General features: G+C 69.9%; 17 protein-coding genes. 7 read left to right on the forward strand and 10 right to left on the reverse strand.

Annotated features, from left to right (window positions below; translation table 11 throughout):
* The first annotated feature begins 304 nt into the window (after positions 1 to 304).
* Together ACIP82_RS32625 and ACIP82_RS32630 are read left to right on the forward strand one after the other, a co-directional pair.
* Entirely contained in the window at positions 305 to 868 is a 564-nt protein-coding gene (locus tag ACIP82_RS32625; protein WP_400658731.1) for a polysaccharide lyase, read from the forward strand.
* Positions 869 to 1056: 188 nt separating this feature from the next.
* Positions 1057 to 1185, forward strand: a complete 129-nt coding sequence (locus ACIP82_RS32630) for a polysaccharide lyase (protein WP_400658733.1) — start codon at positions 1057 to 1059, stop codon at positions 1183 to 1185.
* Positions 1186 to 1245: 60 nt separating this feature from the next.
* On the opposite strand, the gene ACIP82_RS32635 is transcribed toward ACIP82_RS32630, so the two are convergent.
* The 6 genes from ACIP82_RS32635 to ACIP82_RS32660 all read right to left on the reverse strand — a co-directional run bounded on the left by ACIP82_RS32635 (position 1246) and on the right by ACIP82_RS32660 (position 7616).
* Complete coding sequence (locus ACIP82_RS32635; protein WP_400658735.1) at positions 1246 to 2148, reverse strand: STM4011 family radical SAM protein; 903 nt, start codon at positions 2146 to 2148, stop codon at positions 1246 to 1248.
* An 11-nt stretch (positions 2149 to 2159) separates the two neighbouring features.
* Positions 2160 to 3554, reverse strand: a complete 1395-nt coding sequence (locus ACIP82_RS32640; protein ID WP_400658737.1) for an STM4012 family radical SAM protein — start codon at positions 3552 to 3554, stop codon at positions 2160 to 2162.
* On the reverse strand, positions 3551 to 4384 hold the full coding sequence (locus ACIP82_RS32645) for an STM4013/SEN3800 family hydrolase (protein WP_400658804.1): 834 nt from the start codon (positions 4382 to 4384) through the stop codon (positions 3551 to 3553). The genes ACIP82_RS32640 and ACIP82_RS32645 overlap by 4 nt, the downstream gene beginning before the upstream one ends.
* 65 nt (positions 4385 to 4449) lie before the next feature.
* Positions 4450 to 5616, reverse strand: a complete 1167-nt coding sequence (locus ACIP82_RS32650) for an STM4014 family protein (protein ID WP_400658739.1) — start codon at positions 5614 to 5616, stop codon at positions 4450 to 4452.
* A gap of 15 nt (positions 5617 to 5631) precedes the next feature.
* A complete protein-coding gene (locus ACIP82_RS32655) occupies positions 5632 to 6570 on the reverse strand; it encodes an STM4015 family protein (RefSeq protein WP_400658741.1) in 939 nt (312 codons plus the stop codon).
* Positions 6571 to 6662: 92 nt separating this feature from the next.
* Positions 6663 to 7616, reverse strand: a complete 954-nt coding sequence (locus ACIP82_RS32660) for an STM4015 family protein (RefSeq protein WP_400658743.1) — start codon at positions 7614 to 7616, stop codon at positions 6663 to 6665.
* A gap of 154 nt (positions 7617 to 7770) precedes the next feature.
* On the opposite strand from ACIP82_RS32660, the gene ACIP82_RS32665 reads away from it, so the two are divergent.
* From ACIP82_RS32665 to ACIP82_RS32675, 3 genes are all read left to right on the forward strand, one after another.
* Positions 7771 to 8097 carry a hypothetical protein gene (locus tag ACIP82_RS32665; protein ID WP_363607650.1) on the forward strand — a complete coding sequence of 109 codons (327 nt, stop codon included), beginning with the start codon at positions 7771 to 7773 and terminating at the stop codon, positions 8095 to 8097.
* Between the two features lie 129 nt (positions 8098 to 8226).
* A complete protein-coding gene (locus ACIP82_RS32670) occupies positions 8227 to 9357 on the forward strand; it encodes a DUF6745 domain-containing protein (protein ID WP_400658746.1) in 1131 nt (376 codons plus the stop codon).
* Between the two features lie 171 nt (positions 9358 to 9528).
* Positions 9529 to 9771: a hypothetical protein gene (locus ACIP82_RS32675; protein WP_363607648.1), complete on the forward strand. Its 243-nt coding sequence runs from the start codon at positions 9529 to 9531 to the stop codon at positions 9769 to 9771.
* Positions 9772 to 9947: 176 nt separating this feature from the next.
* Here the strand turns inward: ACIP82_RS32675 and ACIP82_RS32680 are convergent, their stop codons facing one another.
* The 4 genes from ACIP82_RS32680 to ACIP82_RS32695 all read right to left on the reverse strand — a co-directional run bounded on the left by ACIP82_RS32680 (position 9948) and on the right by ACIP82_RS32695 (position 13083).
* Complete coding sequence (locus ACIP82_RS32680; RefSeq protein WP_400658748.1) at positions 9948 to 10277, reverse strand: SIMPL domain-containing protein; 330 nt, start codon at positions 10275 to 10277, stop codon at positions 9948 to 9950.
* 130 nt (positions 10278 to 10407) lie between these two features.
* Positions 10408 to 10620 carry a hypothetical protein gene (locus tag ACIP82_RS32685; RefSeq protein WP_363607646.1) on the reverse strand — a complete coding sequence of 71 codons (213 nt, stop codon included), beginning with the start codon at positions 10618 to 10620 and terminating at the stop codon, positions 10408 to 10410.
* A gap of 190 nt (positions 10621 to 10810) precedes the next feature.
* Positions 10811 to 11275, reverse strand: coding sequence for a HEAT repeat domain-containing protein (locus ACIP82_RS32690; RefSeq protein ID WP_400658751.1), 465 nt, complete (start codon positions 11273 to 11275; stop codon positions 10811 to 10813).
* A complete protein-coding gene (locus ACIP82_RS32695; protein ID WP_363607644.1) occupies positions 11272 to 13083 on the reverse strand; it encodes a glycoside hydrolase family 15 protein in 1812 nt (603 codons plus the stop codon). The genes ACIP82_RS32690 and ACIP82_RS32695 overlap by 4 nt, the downstream gene beginning before the upstream one ends.
* A 1086-nt stretch (positions 13084 to 14169) precedes the next feature.
* On the opposite strand from ACIP82_RS32695, the gene ACIP82_RS32700 reads away from it, so the two are divergent.
* Both ACIP82_RS32700 and ACIP82_RS32705 read left to right on the forward strand, forming a co-directional pair.
* A complete protein-coding gene (locus tag ACIP82_RS32700; RefSeq protein WP_363607643.1) occupies positions 14170 to 15249 on the forward strand; it encodes a response regulator in 1080 nt (359 codons plus the stop codon).
* A gap of 316 nt (positions 15250 to 15565) precedes the next feature.
* Positions 15566 to 16105, forward strand: coding sequence for a heme NO-binding domain-containing protein (locus ACIP82_RS32705; RefSeq protein ID WP_400658753.1), 540 nt, complete (start codon positions 15566 to 15568; stop codon positions 16103 to 16105).
* The last annotated feature ends 3 nt before the right edge of the window (positions 16106 to 16108 follow it).

The raw sequence follows: 16108 nt of genomic DNA on the forward strand, positions 1-16108 counted from the left end.
CGAGATACGCGCCGACCTCCACCTCGGCCTGCTCCAACTCGCCTGCAGCATCATCTGCCTGCGAAAGCTCCGAACCTCATTCTGAAACGATCAGTCAGTGAGCGCCCGACCAACAGATTCGGCAAGGGCGAAGGAGGGGGCGCTCGGTGCATACGGCGCACATGTATCGGCTGCTCACGCCCCGGCTTGTACGCCGGATCGGGTTCCGGTCTGTGATGCAAGGCCCCAGGCTTCTTGACAGTGGCGGAAAGTCAGGAAACCCACTAACTGACGGTAATGCGTTGCGCCTTGCAGGAGAACGAACATGACGTCGCGCCGGACACCCGGGCCGCGCCGCCGAACCGGGCTCGCCGCCTCGGCCGTTCTGGCCGCCACCCCGCTGACCACCGGTACGGCAGGTGCGGCGCGCGCCGGCGCTCCGGCCTGGAGCGGGCAGTTCACGGGGTACGGCACCGCGGCCTGGCGGGCCGTCCGGGGTACCGCCGCCGCCGGGTCCTGGGGCGGTGCGCAGCTGAGCGCCGTCACCTCCCCGGGCGGGCCGGGCGACGGCTCCGCGCTCCGGGTGACGTACGGCGCCGGTTCGTCCGCCAGCTCGTGCACGGACTGCCCGAATCCCGGCGGCGGGCAGTTCTACACCGGCCTCAAGGCCCTGGGCCTGGCCGGTCTGGCCAAGTCCGCGACCCTCGACCTGAAGTACTCCCTCAAGTTCCCCGCCGGGCAGGACTGGGGCAAGGCCGGCAAGCTGCCCGGCCTGTACGGCGGCACCATCGGCGACGAGTCCGGCGGCAACCACGGGAACGGCTGGTCCACCCGGTACATGTGGCGGGGCAACTCCTCCGCGCCGGACAACGGTGAGGTCTACTTCTGATCTTGGCCAGTGTTCCGCCCTTCGGGCTGGGGTGAAGGCCGTCCTTGGACCGGGGGCGCGAAGCGGCGGAGGGTTCTGCGCCTCCGTGGTGACGGTCGGGCGGGGCGCTGCTGGTTCTCGATGTACTGCTTGACGAGGGTCAGGGGTGTCCCGCCGCACGATCCGGCGAAGTGTGAGCCGGACGGGAAGTGTCCGTCCCGTTCGGCGGGGTGTTCTTCTCGACCTTCTACGGCGGCCACGACACCACCTGGGGCCCGACGAGCACCCAGCACGCGTACTTCGCCGACTTCTCGCTCTCGACGACCGTCCAGCACTGACCGCCCCGGGCCTTCCAGGGCCTTCCCGGGCCGCCACCGGGTGAGGGCGCGAACGGGTTTTCACCAGCCGTGCGGCACTCGTTCCAGCACGCCGCCCGCGAAGACGTCGTACAGCGGCAGCGTCTCCAGGTGCACATAGCCGATGTGGCAGTCGCAGACCGGCAACGGGCAGCCGCGGGCGCGCAGTTGGGTGCGGTACGAGCCGTCGTAGAGATTTCCCAGTTCGTCGCGGACGAAGTGGCAGCGGCGGACGGTACCGTCGCCGTCCACCGAGAGCACGGACTCGCCGGTGCGGCAGGGCAGGCCCGCGCTGGGGTGGGCGTGCCGGCTGTAGCCGAAGTGCGGGTCCAGGGCCGTCCAGTCGGCGGCCTCGGCGTCGGTGTAGGTCCGGCCCTCGGCGGCGTTGATCCACAGGTAGACGGCCGGGGCGAGCGCGGCGCGGAGCCGGCGGGCCTCGGCCAGGTGCTCCGGCTGCCCGACCACGCCGACGCTGTACCGCACTCCCAGGGCGTCGAGTTCGCGGCACTTGGCGAGGAAGCGGTCGTGCCCGACCTGCCCGGGGTGGTACGTCACCCAGAGCGCCAGGGTGGCGAGGTCGGCCTCGGCCAGCCAGTCGGTGCGGCAGCTGAGGTTGGTCTGGATCGCCACTCGCCGGATGTGCGGCAGGCGGCTCAGCTCGGCCAGCGCCCGCCGGTACCAGGACCGCACCAGCCCCTCGCCCCACGGCGTGAACAGCAGCGACAGGGTGTCGCCGGTCCCCGCGCGCTCCGCGGCCCACCCGGTGAACCGTTCCAGCGCGGCGCGGTCGGCGCGCAGTTGCCCTGGCGTGTCACGTCGCTTGGCGAACGGGCAGTACGGGCAGTCGTAGTCGCAGGAGGACAGCGGGCCCCGGTAGAGCAGGGTCAGATCGAGGCCGGTGCCGGTACCGGCCTCGGTGCCGGGCTCCGGTGCGGTGGTGGGCATGCCGAGGAAGGTCATTTCACCTCGTAGTCGGCCATCAGCGCCCGGACCTCGGGCGAGAACAGCATCGGACCGGCCGCGTCCGAGTGCGCCAGCCCCTCCGGCGAGAACATCAGCCGCAACGGGTCGTCCGCCAGCCAGCCACGGGCCCCGAACGCGGCCAGCTCGGCCGGGAAGTCCTCGGCCGGCGTGCCGCCGAAGCGGGCCCGGTACTCGGCCAGCGGCATGCCCTCGGCCTGGAGCAGCGACTGGACGAGATGCCGCCGACGCGCCTCCTCGGCGGTCATGGACCGGCCGACCTCGGCCCGTCCGAAGTCCTCGGTGGCCACGTAGTCGTCGATGATGCCGCGCACCTCGGTGGCGTTCACCGCGTAGTCGAAGGAGTAGTGCAGCCGCGAGGTGTAGGAGCGGGCTCCGCAGCCGAGGCCGACCATGCCGTCCGTCTGGCAGGCGTACTCGCCGCTCCCGGCCTGCGGGGAGGCCGCGCGGCGGAACATCCGCATCGACACCTGCTGGTAGCCGTGGGCGAGCAGGTGGTCGCGGCCGGTGCGGTAGAGGGCGAGCCGACGGGTGTCCCAGGCGGTCCGGCTCTCCTGCTCGCCGCGCCGGGCCAGGCCGGTCAGCGGCCGGACGTACAGCGGGTAGAGGTACAGCTCCTCGGGCTGCCAGGCGAGTGCGGCGTCCAGTGAGCGGAGCCAGCCGGCCTCGTCCTGGCCGTCGATGCCGTAGATGAGGTCGATGTTGAGAACCGGGAAGCCGGCCGCGCGGATCCGCCCGAGGGCGGCCTCGACGTCGGCGCGCTTCTGCGGGCGGACGGCCGAGCGGGCCTCCGCGTCGACGAAGGACTGCACGCCCAGGCTCAGCCGCGTGGTGCCCCGGGCGGCCAGGACCTCCAGGCGGTCGGTGGTGGCGGTGGCGGGGGAGGCCTCCACGGAGAGCGGTATCGCCCGTAGGTCGGCGCCCATCCGCCGCTCGGCGATGTCGCAGAGCCGCTCCAGCTCGGCGGCCGTCAGATAGGTCGGCGTGCCGCCGCCGAACGCGGCCAGGGCGAACCGGGCGTCGTCGGCCAGGGCCTCGCGGACGGCGCCGGCCTGGCGGTCCAGCGCGTCCAGGTAGGCGGTGGTCAGGCCCTCGGGGCTGCCGATCCGGGTGAACAGGTTGCAGAAGCCGCAGCGCACCTCGCAGAACGGGATGTGCAGGTAGAGCGAGAGCGCGTGCTGCGGCTCGCCGGCCCACAGCTCGCGCAGCGCCGGGCGGTCCGGCAGCGGCCGGTACGCGGTCTTGTGCGGGTAGGCGTAGACGTAGGACTGGTAGGGCGACTGCTCGGCCGCCCGGTCAGCCGTCAGGCCGGGTGGCCGCGCGGTCGTCGGGTCGAGTGGGTGGCCGGTCGGCGCCGGTGCCGTGGTCATGAGGTCTCCTCGGCGGTGGCCGTCGGGCGGGCGGGGATGGTGAAGTGCGCGTACGGGACCGTCCAGACCACCTCGTGGCCGATCCGGTGGCCGGTGTAGCCGTCCTCGCCGTACGCGGTGCCGTGGTCGGAGCAGACGATCGCGAAGCACGGGCGGCGGGCGCTCATCGCCGCGAACAGCCGGCCGATGTGGGCGTCCACGTACTCCAGGGCGGCGGCGTGGCTCTCCCGGGAGTCTCCGTGCTCGCGGTCGGCGCCGGGCAGGTGGAACCAGTTGGGCTGGTGCAGCGCCGAGACGTTCAGGAAGAGGAAGAGCGGCTGTCCGTCCGGCTGTTCGGCGGCGACCTGTTCGGCCCGGGCGACCTGCGCCTCGAACGAGGTGGGGGAGGGGACACCCATCGCGGGCTCCCAGTGGCTCTCCTGGAAGAGGCCGGGCAGGACGGAGCCCAGCGGTCCCTGCTTGTTGAAGAAACCGACGCCGCCGATGCAGACCGTCCGGTACCCGGCCGTGGCGAGCGCCCCCGGCAGATCGGGCGCGTCGAAGACCCAGGTGCGCGGCGCGGTGCTCTCCGACCCGGCGAAGCGGGCGGCGAACAGACGCGGGTGCGGTCCGTCCGGAGAGGCCGGGGTGGGCAGGAAACCGGCCAGGATCGCCTGGTGGGAGGCGTAGGTGAAGCTGCCGGGCGAGTGCCGGCGCTCCCAGCGGCCGCCGGGCAGGAACGCGGCGAGGTTCGGGATCCGCCCGGCGGCGGCCAGTTCCTCCGCGACGTCGAAGCGCAGCGTGTCCAGGGTGACGAGGAGCAGGTCGTGGCTGCCCACGACGGCGTTCATGTCGGGGGCGGGGCGGTTCGCCGGGTCGGGCGTCCGGTCGGTGGTCCGGTGGGGTGTGTGCTGGTTCATCGGGTCGGTTCCATGATCTGGTGGTTCGTCGGTGCCGGGCGGGTGTCCGGCCGCAGGCCGGGTGGTCCGGTCCGGGCGTCGGGTCGTGCCAGGAGGGCGGCGAGCTGGGCGCCGTAGGTGTCGAGGCCCTCGGCCGGGCCGCCGGGCAGTCCGGTGAGGTTGGGCAGCAGGTCGCCGAAGGCGTTGACCTCGCAGACCAGCGCCCGCCGCCAGCCCGAGGCGGGCAGCACGTCCACGCCGACCATCGGGGAGTCCGGGAAGCAGGCGGCCGCCCGCTCCGCCGTCTCCAGCAGGGCCGGCCAGGCGGCCCCGGCGGCCTCCCGGGCCAGGTCGAGGCTGCCCCGGGCGCCGCCGAGGTGCAGATTGGTCATCGGCTGGGAACTGGTCCGCACCACCGCGTGGGTGGCCCGTCCGGCGACCACCACCACCCGCAGGTCCGCCGAGCGGCCGGACTGCGAGGCCTTCGGGATCCACTGCTCGACGTGCAGCCGGTCCGGCGCCAGCCGGTCGACCAGCCCGGCGACCTGCCGCTCGTCCCGGTAGCGCCGGACCCGCAGCGAGTTGTGCAACTGCCCGCCCGCCAGCTCGACCGAGGTGGTGGCCAGGACCTGCCCGCGCGGGCCGAACTCCAGCGCCACCACCCCCGAGGCGGAGGAACCGTGCGCGGGCTTGACGAAGACCCGGCGCAGTCCGGCGGCGCGCAGCCGCTCGCGCAGCTCCTCCCAGCCGGTGACGTCCGCGCCGAGCGTGTCGAGCGCGCGGGGCACCGGCACCCCGGCGGCGGCCAGCACCGTGTGCGCCCGCCGCTTGTCGAACATCACGGCGATCTCCTCCGGATCGCCGAGCAGCCGTACCCCCGGCACCCGGGCCAGCCCGCGCAGGGCGGTCATCACCCCGGCGTACCAGGCGGCCCCGCCCTCCACCCTGGTCGGCGCGTAGCCCGGGCCGAGCGCCGGCCCGCGCAGCAGCTCGTCGACCGCGGGCTCCTCGCCGGGCGACTCGATCCGCAGCAGAGCGCCGTCGGGCAGCCGGTACTCGCCGCGCAGCAGGTCGAGCCAGGGCAGTACGGAGGGCTCCGGCAGGCCGGCGGCCCGGGCCGCGGCGGCGAACAGCGTCACCCGCCGGTGGCCCGGATTGCCGAGGACGGTCAGCCGCGTGGTCATCCGAACGCCACCCGCCTATTCGGCGACCGCGACATAGCGGTCCTCGGGATCGTCCTCGTACTCGGCCTCGGCGTCGGAGAGGTCGAGCGCCACACCGGGCAGGCTCTGGCGGAGCCGCTCCTGGAACTCGTCGGAGAGGTAGTGGTGGTGCAGGTCGAGCGCGCGCAGGTGGGTGAGCGGCTGGCCCTCCAGCAGCGCGGTGGCGCCCTCGTCGGTGAGCACGCCCATCGACAGGTCGAGCGATTCCAGCCGGGCGACGACCGGCGCGTGGGCCACGGCGGCGGCGATCTCGTCCTCGAACTCGCTGTTGGCCAGGGCGAGGTGGCGCAGCGCCGGGAGGCGCGACCCGTCCAGGAACGGCGCGAGGTCGTCGATGGTGCTGTCGCCGCCGTACTCGTCCACGCCGAGCCAGAGCTCCAGCCGCTCCAGCGCCGGGAGTTCGGAGCCGGCCACCGCCCGCACCACGGTGGCCGGCAGGCCGCCGGCCTCGAAGCGCAGGGCGGTCAGCCGGTCGTGCCGGACGGGCTTCAGCTCCAGGCCCCCGCCGCCGCGCACGACCAGCTCGGTCAGCCGGGGGAACGCCGTCAGCACCGGCGTGACGTCGCACATCTCCAGCCAGGAGATCTCGCACTCGTCGGACGCCACATCGGCGATGAACAGCGCCTCCAGCGCCGGGAAGCGCCCGGCGTCCCGGACGATCGCGGCGAGCGTGTCGTCCACCGGTCCGTAGTCCTCGGCCCACCAGGGGCCGACTATCAGGGCCCGCACCCCGGCCGGGTCGATCGCGGCGAGGAACGCCTGCCAGCGCTCGTCGAAGTCGGTGCCCGAGCCGTAGTCCACCGAGAGCCGCCAGGCGACGGCGCCCGGGGCGGGCTGCTTCCGGGAGGCGTCGGGGCCGATGGGGAACTCGAAGACGGGCAGCCCGTGGAACTGCTCGGGGTGGTTGACGGACACGGATGCTCCTGCGGCGCTCTGCCGGTCGGTGGTGGGAGTGCTGGTGCTGGGTGTTGCGTGCTGGTCCGGTGGCTCGCGTGCTGCCGGCGCCGCTACTCGGCGACGGCGACGTAGCGCCACTGGTCGTCCGGCTTCCCGGCCTCGGAGAGGTCGAGCGCCACGCCGGGCAGGGCCTGGCGGAGCCGCTCCTGCATCGCGTCGGAGAGGTAGTGGTGGTGCAGGTCGAGCGCGCGCAGGTGGGTGAGCGGCTGGCCCTCCAGCAGCGCGGTGGCGCCCTCGTCGGTGAGCACGCCCATGGAGAGGGTCAGTGCTTCGAGCCGGGCGACGACCGGGGCGTGGGCCACGGCGGCGGCGATGGCGTCCTGGAACTCGCTGTTCTGCAGGCCGAGGTGGCGCAGCGCCGGGAAGCGCGACCCGTCCAGGAAGGGCGTGAGGTCGTCGAGGGCGGCGTCACCGCCGTACTGGTCCACCCCGAGCCAGAGCGCCAGGCTTTCGAGGGCGGGGAAGTCGCACGCGGCGACCGAGCGCACCACGGAGACCGGCAGGCCGCCCGACTCGAAGCGCAGTGCGCGCAGCCGCTCGTGCCGGACCTGCTGGAGCGCCAGGCCGCTCCCGCCCTCCCAGTCCTCGCCGGAGCCGCGCACCACCAGCTCGGTCAGCTGCGGGAACGACGTCAGCAGCGGGGTCACGTCCACCAGCTGGAGCCAGGAGATCTCGCACTCCTCGAAGGTGATGTCGCCGACGAAGAGCGCGCGCAGCGCCGGGAGACGCCCGGCCGCGCCGACGATCGCCCGCAGCGGCTCGGTGAAGCTGTCCGGCTCCTCCTGCGACCAGAGGCCGATCACCACGGCGCTCACCCGGTCCGCCTCGACCGTGTCGAGGAACTGCTGCCAGCACTCGGTGAACGTCCGCGGGGACTCGTACTCCAGGCCGATCTTCCAGGCGACCGCTGCCGCGTCCGGCAGTTGGGCGCCCTTCTCCACGGCCTGGACGAAGTCGAAGACCGGGAGGCCGTGGAACTCTTCGATGTGCCTGCTGACCGTCATGCGCTGCTCCTCGGGGGTTGGGGCCGAACAAATGTCTACCAGCCAGGTCCGACAATCCGGTGGCTGGGGCGTCGCCCGGGCGCGTTGTCGGACCCCTCCTCTACGTTTCGGGGCGTGAGAGGTCCGGCGCCCGCCGGACCGGTCAGGAGGGCTGATGTACCGCCAGGGTGATGTGCTGATCGCGCCGGTCGAGGAGGCCGCGGTGCCGCCGCGGGTGGGCGCGCTGGCCGCGCAGCCGAGGGACGGACGGGGCCGGATGGTCCTCGCGCTCGGCGAGGTCACCGGCCACGCCCACGCCGTGGTCGGCCCGGGCGAACTGCGCAGGGAGGCCGGGCCGTTCGGTGCGGCCTGGCTGCACCTGCCCGAGGGCGGCCGGGTGGTGCACGAGGAGCACGCGGCGATACCGCTGCCCAGGGGCTGGTACCGGGTGGTGCGCCAGCGCGAGTACATGCCGGGCGCGGTCCGCGTCGTCGCCGACTGAGGCCCCGGCGGCGGTTCACAGCGGGGCCGCCGCCGCGCGGATGGTGCGGCGGCGTCGAACGGATCGAGCAGTTGAACAGATCGAGTACCAGTGGCCGGGCAGGGCTCCCGGCCGGGAGCGGAGTGCGTGATGGTGACGGAGCAGACGGTCGGGCCCGGTGCGGTGACGGCCCGCTGGCGGGCGAGCGCGGCGGCCACCGGGCCGGCCGACCGGGCCGGGGTCGAGCGCGCGCTGCGCGCCGCCTACCGGGCGGCCGGACTGGCGGAGCCGGCGGTCGTCCGCTGGTTCGGCTCGCCGCGGGCGGCGGCGGAGGCCGCGCTGGAGCTGCGGGCCGGCGGCGCGGTGAGCGTCCGTGAGGCCGTCCGCACCCGGCCGTGGGAGGAGGCCCGCCGCCGGGCCGTCGAGCGGGTCGGCCCGGCCGGCTGGGCGCCGCTCTGGGCGCTCACCGGCGGGGAACTCGGCCCGGTGACCAACTCCCTGGCCGGGCGGGTCCGCGACGCCGTCCTCGACCGGCTCGCCCCGGAGGCCGATGCGGAGGAGGATCCGCAGGACGTCGTCGAGGCCGCCCGCGCCCGCCGCACGGCCGTCCGGCTCGCCCTGCTGGACGCCGTCCGGGGCCAGCACGACGCGCCGTGGTTCGCCGCCTTCGAGGCGGCGGGGGAGCCGACCGGCGCGGCCGACAGCGCTGAGGAGGCCGACGGGGGTGCCGAGAAGGCCGACGGGATCGACGCGCTCGCCCGGGTCGCGCGCGAGGCCGGCTGGTGGTGGCCGTACGAGGGCGTGGCCCTGGTCAGCGAGCGGCCCGTCGCCCTGCACCGGGACGAGGCGGGCCGGCTCGACCGCGCCGACGGCCCGGCCCTGGAGTACGCCGATGGCTTCGCGCTGCACGCCTGGCGCGGCATGCCCGTCCCGCCCGGCTTCCTGGCCGGCCTCGGCACCGTCACCGTCGAGCGGATCCGCACCGAGGAGAACGCCGAGCTGCGCCGCGTCCTGCTGGAGCACTACGGCTACGAGCGCTACCTGGCGGACTCCGGCGCCGAGCCGTTGCACCGGGACGAGACCGGGGTGCTCTGGCGGATCCAGCTGCCGGCCGACGAGCCGGTGGTGATGGTCGAGGTGGTGAACTCCACCGCCGAGCCCGACGGCACCTTCCGCACCTACTGGCTGCGCGTCCCGCCCGGCACCCGCACCGCCCGGGCCGGGGTGGCCTGGACCTTCGGCCTGACGGAGGCGGAGTACCACCCGCAGCGCGAGACCTGAGGGCCCGGAGGACCCCGGCGGCCCGCGCCGCGGGGTACGCCCCGCCGCCGGCCCGCCGGGAGTGCGGCGGCCGACCGAGTAGGGGCTCGATACCGGTGAGGCCGGGTATCCAACTGCCGCCGGCTCAGCTCGGCGATCCAGTTGAAGGCCACGGACGACCAGCGTCCTGATGTGCTCCGGGCACTGCGGGAGAAGCTCGCGGGCGAGGGCTTCAAGATCACCTCGAACGAGTCCGCTTCGGCCACCCGGTCCACCTCGCCCACCTGGGACTTCGAGGCCGTCCACGAGCCCGACCGCTACACCGTTTCGGTGGGCGGGGCGAAGTCCGGCCAGGGTGTGGGCGTCATCGTCACCCTGCCCTGTCAGGCCCCGCCCACCGGCGCGGCTTCGCCCGCTCCGACGGCCACCGCCTGAGGCCGGCGCGGCAGTTCGGGTACGGCGTGATCAAATGCTGTCATGGCCGACACGGGGCCTGGAACATCGGAAACGACGACCGGCGCTCAGTCCGGTCGTCCTTCCACTCCGGAAACAGGCGGCCTGGTGCCCGGCCGCGCTCGTGGCCGGGCACCAGGCCTCTGTTGTGCGTGTTGTCAGCCGCCGGTGATCGAGAAACCGATCACCACGCCCGCGGCGACACTGATCTTGCCGGGGGCGAGGTCGCCCCCGGCCCCGCCGGCTTGGCGGTGCCCGCGGTAGGAGTTCCGCAACTGATCGGAGTCCACGTCCTTGATGTGGATGACGGGGCCGGGCCGGACATCGGCGGCCTCCGCATACAGGGCCGCCTTCTCGCGGGCGGCGGCCACGGCGGCCGTGCGCGCCCGGGCGCGGAGTTCCTTCTTGGTACTCACATCGAACTCGACACCGTCGACCTGGTTCGCCCCGGCCTCGTTGGAGGTGAAGAGCGCCGCGTTCCTGGGCACGTCGCTGGGCGGCCGGCGCTCGACTACGCCGTTACGGGCTGACCGCCCCCGGAGCGCAGGGGTCCGAACGTGCCGCACCGCCCGCACCGGGGTCGGTGCGGGCGGTGCGGCAGTTGTGGGCGGTGCGAGGTCAGGGGGTCTGGTACCCGTTGCCGTCGAACGAGCCCACCACGTTGTCACCACCGGTGTTGAAGATGTCGGCGCCGGCGAGCTGGTTGCCGGTACCGATGACCGTGATGGTCGTGGTGGTCACAGCCGGGCTGTCGGCGAAGGCCTGGGCCGGAACGGCGACGGCGCCGACGGCGGCCAGCAGGACGGCGAGGGTGCGGACGGTACGGTACATGGAGCGATCCCTTCGTAGGCCAACGTGCAACCGCACCCTAGGGAAGCGGGAACCCGCCGTAGGGGGAATGTCACCCGAACGGGGCGGGACGCGTGTCGTCGTGGGCCCACCGGCTTTACGGGGCCCGGGCGATCAGTACCGGCTGGAAGAAAACCGGTGCGGGCGGGTGCCTCCCGCCAGGAGCCGGTGGTCAGTCGTCGAGACCCATTCGTCGGGCCCTGCGGAGAATCTGGTGCAGGGCGAGATCGGCCTCGGCGCGAACACTGGCATCCGGGTCCTCGAGCAGGACTCGAAGCGTCTGGACGGCTGCCGCCTCCCCGCCCTGCTGATAGCTGAGGCGGCCGAGGGACCAGGCCACCAGGCTGCGAACGAAGCCGGCGGAATCCGCGCTCTCTGCCGAGAGGGCGAGGACCGCGTCTTTCTGCTTGTCGCAGGCTGCCCTGGCCAGAGCGGCCGCCGCCCAGACCCGTACGAAGCTGAAAGAGTCGTGCAGCGCTGCTTCGAGCGCGGGTACGACCTCGACCGAACCGATCTCTCCCAGCGCGTAGACGCCCAGCCGTCGTTCGGTCGGATCGTCGCTGCGAACAAAGGACATCCAGTATTCGGCCGGTCTGTCGAGGTATCCGCCGGCCGCTGAATGATTTTCTCGAATCACACCGTTCCCCTCCCCAGGGCTTCGTCAAGGGTGCACGCGGCACTTATGAGACTCAGATGGGTGAGGGCCTGCGGGTAATTTCCGATACTTTCTCCATATGCGGACGTTTCCTCCGCGAAAAGCCCCAGGTGGTTGGCGTGAGTCAGCATCTTCTCGAACAGGAAGCGGGCCGGTTCCACCTGCCCGGCCAGCGCCATGGCCTCGACGAGCCAGAACGTGCAGATATTGAAGGTCCCTTCGCCGCCGCGGAGTCCGTCACCCGCGGCCTTGTCCGCCTCGTACCTGTACACGAGACTGTCCGACGAAAGGTCTTCCATGATGCTCTGAAGTGTGCCGAGCATCCGCGGGTCTTTCGGTGATATGAAACCGATCATGGGCATGGCGAGAATGCTGGCGTCCACGGCATCTGAGCCGAGATACTGAACGAAGGTCTTGCGTTGTGAGTCGTAGCCTTCCTGCATGATGGTTTGAAATATCTCATCACGCTGACTCCTCACGCGGTCACTGTCGAGTGGAAATCCACGACGGGAAGATATGCGCAGGGCCCGGTCGAGGGCTGCCCAGCACTGCAGTTTCGAATAGACGAAGTGCTGCTTCTCGCCCCGGATCTCCCATATTCCTTCATCGGGACGGTGCCAGTTGTCGGCGACCCAGTAAACCATTCGCTGGAGATGGCACCACAAGTCATAAGATATATGGCAGACGCGCGCATCAAAAAGCTCGATCGCAGTGAGGAGCTCGCCGTATATGTCCAGCTGGAGCTGGTTCGAGGCGTCATTGCCGATGCGTACCGGCCGTGATTCCCGGTAGCCCTGCAGGTGGTCCAGTGTCATTTCATCGAGTTGAGCATTGCCATCAATTCGATACATGAGCTTCAGCGGGTAACCCTCGCCGGTCTCTTTGGCGCGGTCCTCGAGCCACTCCATGAAGCGGATGGTTTCCTCCGTGAATCCCAGCTTCATAAAGGCGAGGAGGGTCAGCGCGGCGTCCCTGATCCAAGTGAACCTGTAGTCCCAGTTCCTTTCCCCTCCTATCTCCTCGGGAATACTGGTGGTCGGAGCCGCAACGATAGCGCCGGTGGGATCGTGTGTCAGCAGCTTCAGCGTGAGAACCGAACGCCGCACCATCTCCCGCCATCGGCCGGTATAAGTGCACTGGCCGAGCCAGCTCTTCCAGTAGTCGATAGTGCGGTGCAGGAGGTCCTGGCCGGTCAGGCGCGCCTCGAGGAGATCAGCCTCGCCGCCGAGGCTTTCCACCTGGCGGAGCAGGAACGTCACCTCCTCACCCTCATGCAGCGTGAACTCGGCAGAGACCCCGGAGCCCACCGTGGCCAGCGGAAAGCGGCTGGTGAGAGCAACGGAGATCTCGCCACCGCGAAATACGGCCCCGCGCCCCTCCTGGCTGATTTCGTGGTCCTGCCGCGCGAAATCAAGGGCGGGAAAGCAGTCCAGGCGGAAAGGTATGTTACCGCGAACCGCCTTGGCGACTCGCACAATCTGGTGCGACGTCACGCGGGAGGCGGACTGTTTGACGGGCATGAAGTCGACCAGTTCGCCTACGCCTTCCGCACTCAGGAAGCGCGTGATCAGAACGGCGGTGTCGGGCATGTACATCTGCTGGCAGCGCCCCGACAGTACCGGCGAGATCTTGAAGTACCCGCCCCTTTCATCATCGATCAGGCGGGCGAAGACGCTTGGCGAGTCGAATCTCGGAAGGCAGCACCAGTCTATCGAGCCGTCCATGCCGACCAGAGCCGCCGTGTGCATGTCCCCGATTACTCCGTAGTTCTCAATCGGTTTGTAGCTCATGCCATGTCCTTTGGGGCCCTGAGCGGCTGAACATACTTCGATTGTGCTACGCGGGAGCCCTGCCTGCCAGCTGTGCCACAACCGGGGCCGGGGGCAGGTTCCGCAGGCCGGTGTCGCGGGCCGCGCGGATGCGGCGACACGCAACTGGGCACTGGGGCCGGGACGTTCCTGGCGAACGACCGGCGGTGCCCCCGGCGGGCTCGACGGCCGGTGCCGAGGCCGGCGCCGGAACCTTCGGCACCACCTGGTGGATACCGTCGGTGATGGCCGTCCCCACCGAGTAGGACCATCATCGACCGCGCGCCGCGCGCCAGTTCAAGGAACTCGCGGGTACGGCCGCCGGAGTCCGTGCGGATCGGCGTCCGGCATCCCGGAGGGGGCGTCTCGGGGCGTGCCGGGGCTCGCTTCCGGGCCTGGTTCAGCCTGCCGCGGGCGGGCCGGCGGCTCGGTGATGTGGTTACAGATGGCGAGGCGGATAATCGTTTCGAGTCGGTGCCGACCAGCGGTCATGACGTGGCGGCGGGGTCTGAAGCGGGGTGAGATGCCGCTGAACGCGGACGGTTACCGCTGTGCCCGCGCCCTCCCAGGTACTTACAGTCACCGTTGATCATGATGAAGACCTCCTCCAAGTACCACCTGTCACCGGGCCGCGGTTGTCGCCGTAGGCCTGGCCGAGTTTCAGGCGCCATCGGCGGCCCGCCTCCTGGGAGGCGATCACGCTGCGCTCCGGCATCAGCTCCTCCATCTCACGGAAGGTGAGCGGTAACCACAAGTACGGCCACACACAGTGCGGGCAGGTCCTCAGTCACCGTCGCCACCCTCACCCGCACGACCTGCACCTGAAAAGGGCTCCCAAGGTCTCATCAGGTCTGGCGCCACGAGGATTGGCCGCGAATAATGGGAATGGCAGCCACCACTTTGGGTGGTGACAGAGAGGAATCAACGCGGGTAAGGATCACCAAGCCGATTCACCTGGTTCCTGGACGACGCGCAGATATCGGGTGCGCGTTACCTGGCGGACTGTCCGCCGGGACTTGAGTCCCCGACCCTTGCCGGGTGCTGAGACATTTGCAAGGAGGATTCGATATGAGATTGGACCGCCCGTGCGTCCTAGTGGTGGACGATGATCCCGTTAACAGGATGTTCCTCATCAGGCTCGTCGAAAGAGAGGGGTATCTGACACTCGCGGCAAAAAACGGGCGGGTCGCTTGTGATCTTTTGGCGGAGAACGACGTCGACGTCATTCTCCTCGACATCGAGATGCCCGAGATGGATGGTTTCGGCGTGCTGGAACGCGTCCAGCAGGATACGAGGACTCGTCACATTCCCGTCATCATGATCTCGGCGATCGAAGATATAGACAGTGTTGTCAAAGCGATTGGCCTCGGAGCAACCGACTATATTCCGAAGCCAGCCAACAAGATCCTGCTGCGGGCGAGGATGGATGCGAGCCTCAACCGGAAGAGGATTCACGACCTGGAACAGGAGAGGGTCCGCAGCATCTTTGGGCGATTCGTTCCCACAGCTATAGTCGACAAAGTGCTCCTGCAGGCCGGCGAGGATCTCAGGCTGAAGGGAGAAAAATGCGTCGCAACGATAATGTTCGCAGACTTGCGCGGGTTCACGTCCTGGGCCGAGGACAGTTCGCCGGATCTCGTGATCAATGCCCTGAACTACTATCTCGGTTCCATGAGTGACGTTATTCTCGATCACGGCGGTACCCTGGTGTCCTACATGGGCGACGGGATTATGGCCGCTTTTGGGGCTCCGATCGAGGAGGAATGCCATGCCGACCTCGCCCTGGCCGCGGCCCGCATGATGGCGCAGGAAGCCCTGCTGGACTTCAATACGTGGCTGAAGCGCGAAGGCCTGGGTACGGGATTCAGAATCGGAATCGGCTTGAACAGTGGCCCGGTGATGTCCGGAACAGTAGGGTCGGAACGCCGCCTCGAGTATGCGGCGGTGGGTGATACCACCAATACCGCATCCCGTCTTGAGCAAATGACCAAAGAGGTACCGCACGCGATTTTGATCTCAAACGAAACCTACGCCATGCTGAGCAGGCATTCCGACGACCTCGTCTTCGTCGGAGAGATATCCCTTCGCGGGAAGCGGTCCTCCGTCGGTGTCTGGGGAGATGGATCGAAAGGGGCCGCCGCCGGCTGAAGGCGCGCCGCGCCCTAAAGGCCCTAAAGGCGCACTGTACCGGCTCGCGCGCGGCGCCAAAGGTGTACGGGGGCAAGAGCGCTCCATGGCGACCGGTCTGCCATCCTCCCCTCCAGTCGCACCGGTGTCCGGGCGGGCGTATGCTGGTTCCGCTCATTCAATATGCGGCTGCTGGAGACGCCACAGTAATAAGCGATGAAGATGTCTTCGCACAAAGTGGCATTCGAGAATCAATCGCGGCACTCGTGAAAGCCGGCACCCTCGGATCCGTGGACTTGGTTGCCGTCGAGACGTCAGGGCAAGGGGATGAGATGCGATGAAGGGCGTCGTTTTTGATCTCTTCAATGAGGTGGTCTCGCAGAAGTACGGCCTGACCGCATGGGAAGACCTGATCAACGCTGCAGGTGTTGAGGGAGTGTATACGTCGCTCGGCAACTACCCGGATGCCGAGTTCCTGAAAATAGTTGCCGAAGCGGCGTCCATGTTCGGTATGTCAGAAGACGAAATTGTTCGCTGGCTGGGGCGCGAGGCGCTGCCGATCTTCGCCGACAGATATCCCGTGTTCTTCGAAAGACACAGCTCGGCTCGAACCTTCCTGCTGACACTGAACGACATCATACATCCCGAAGTGAGGCGGCTCTATCCCGGTGCCGATGTGCCGAGTTTCAGATTCGATACGTCGTCCGATGATGTACTCATCATGAGCTACAGGTCGGAACGACAGCTGTGCTGGTTCGGCGAAGGACTTATCGAGGGTGCGGCCGTTCACTTCGGGGAGTCCGTTCAGATCAAGCAGCCCAGATGCACCGGGCGAGGGGACGAAGAATGCGTATTTGAAGTAAGGCTAGCGTCATAGGAG

It is taken from the genome of Kitasatospora sp. NPDC088548 (assembly GCF_044753005.1).
Taxonomy (GTDB): domain Bacteria; phylum Actinomycetota; class Actinomycetes; order Streptomycetales; family Streptomycetaceae; genus Kitasatospora.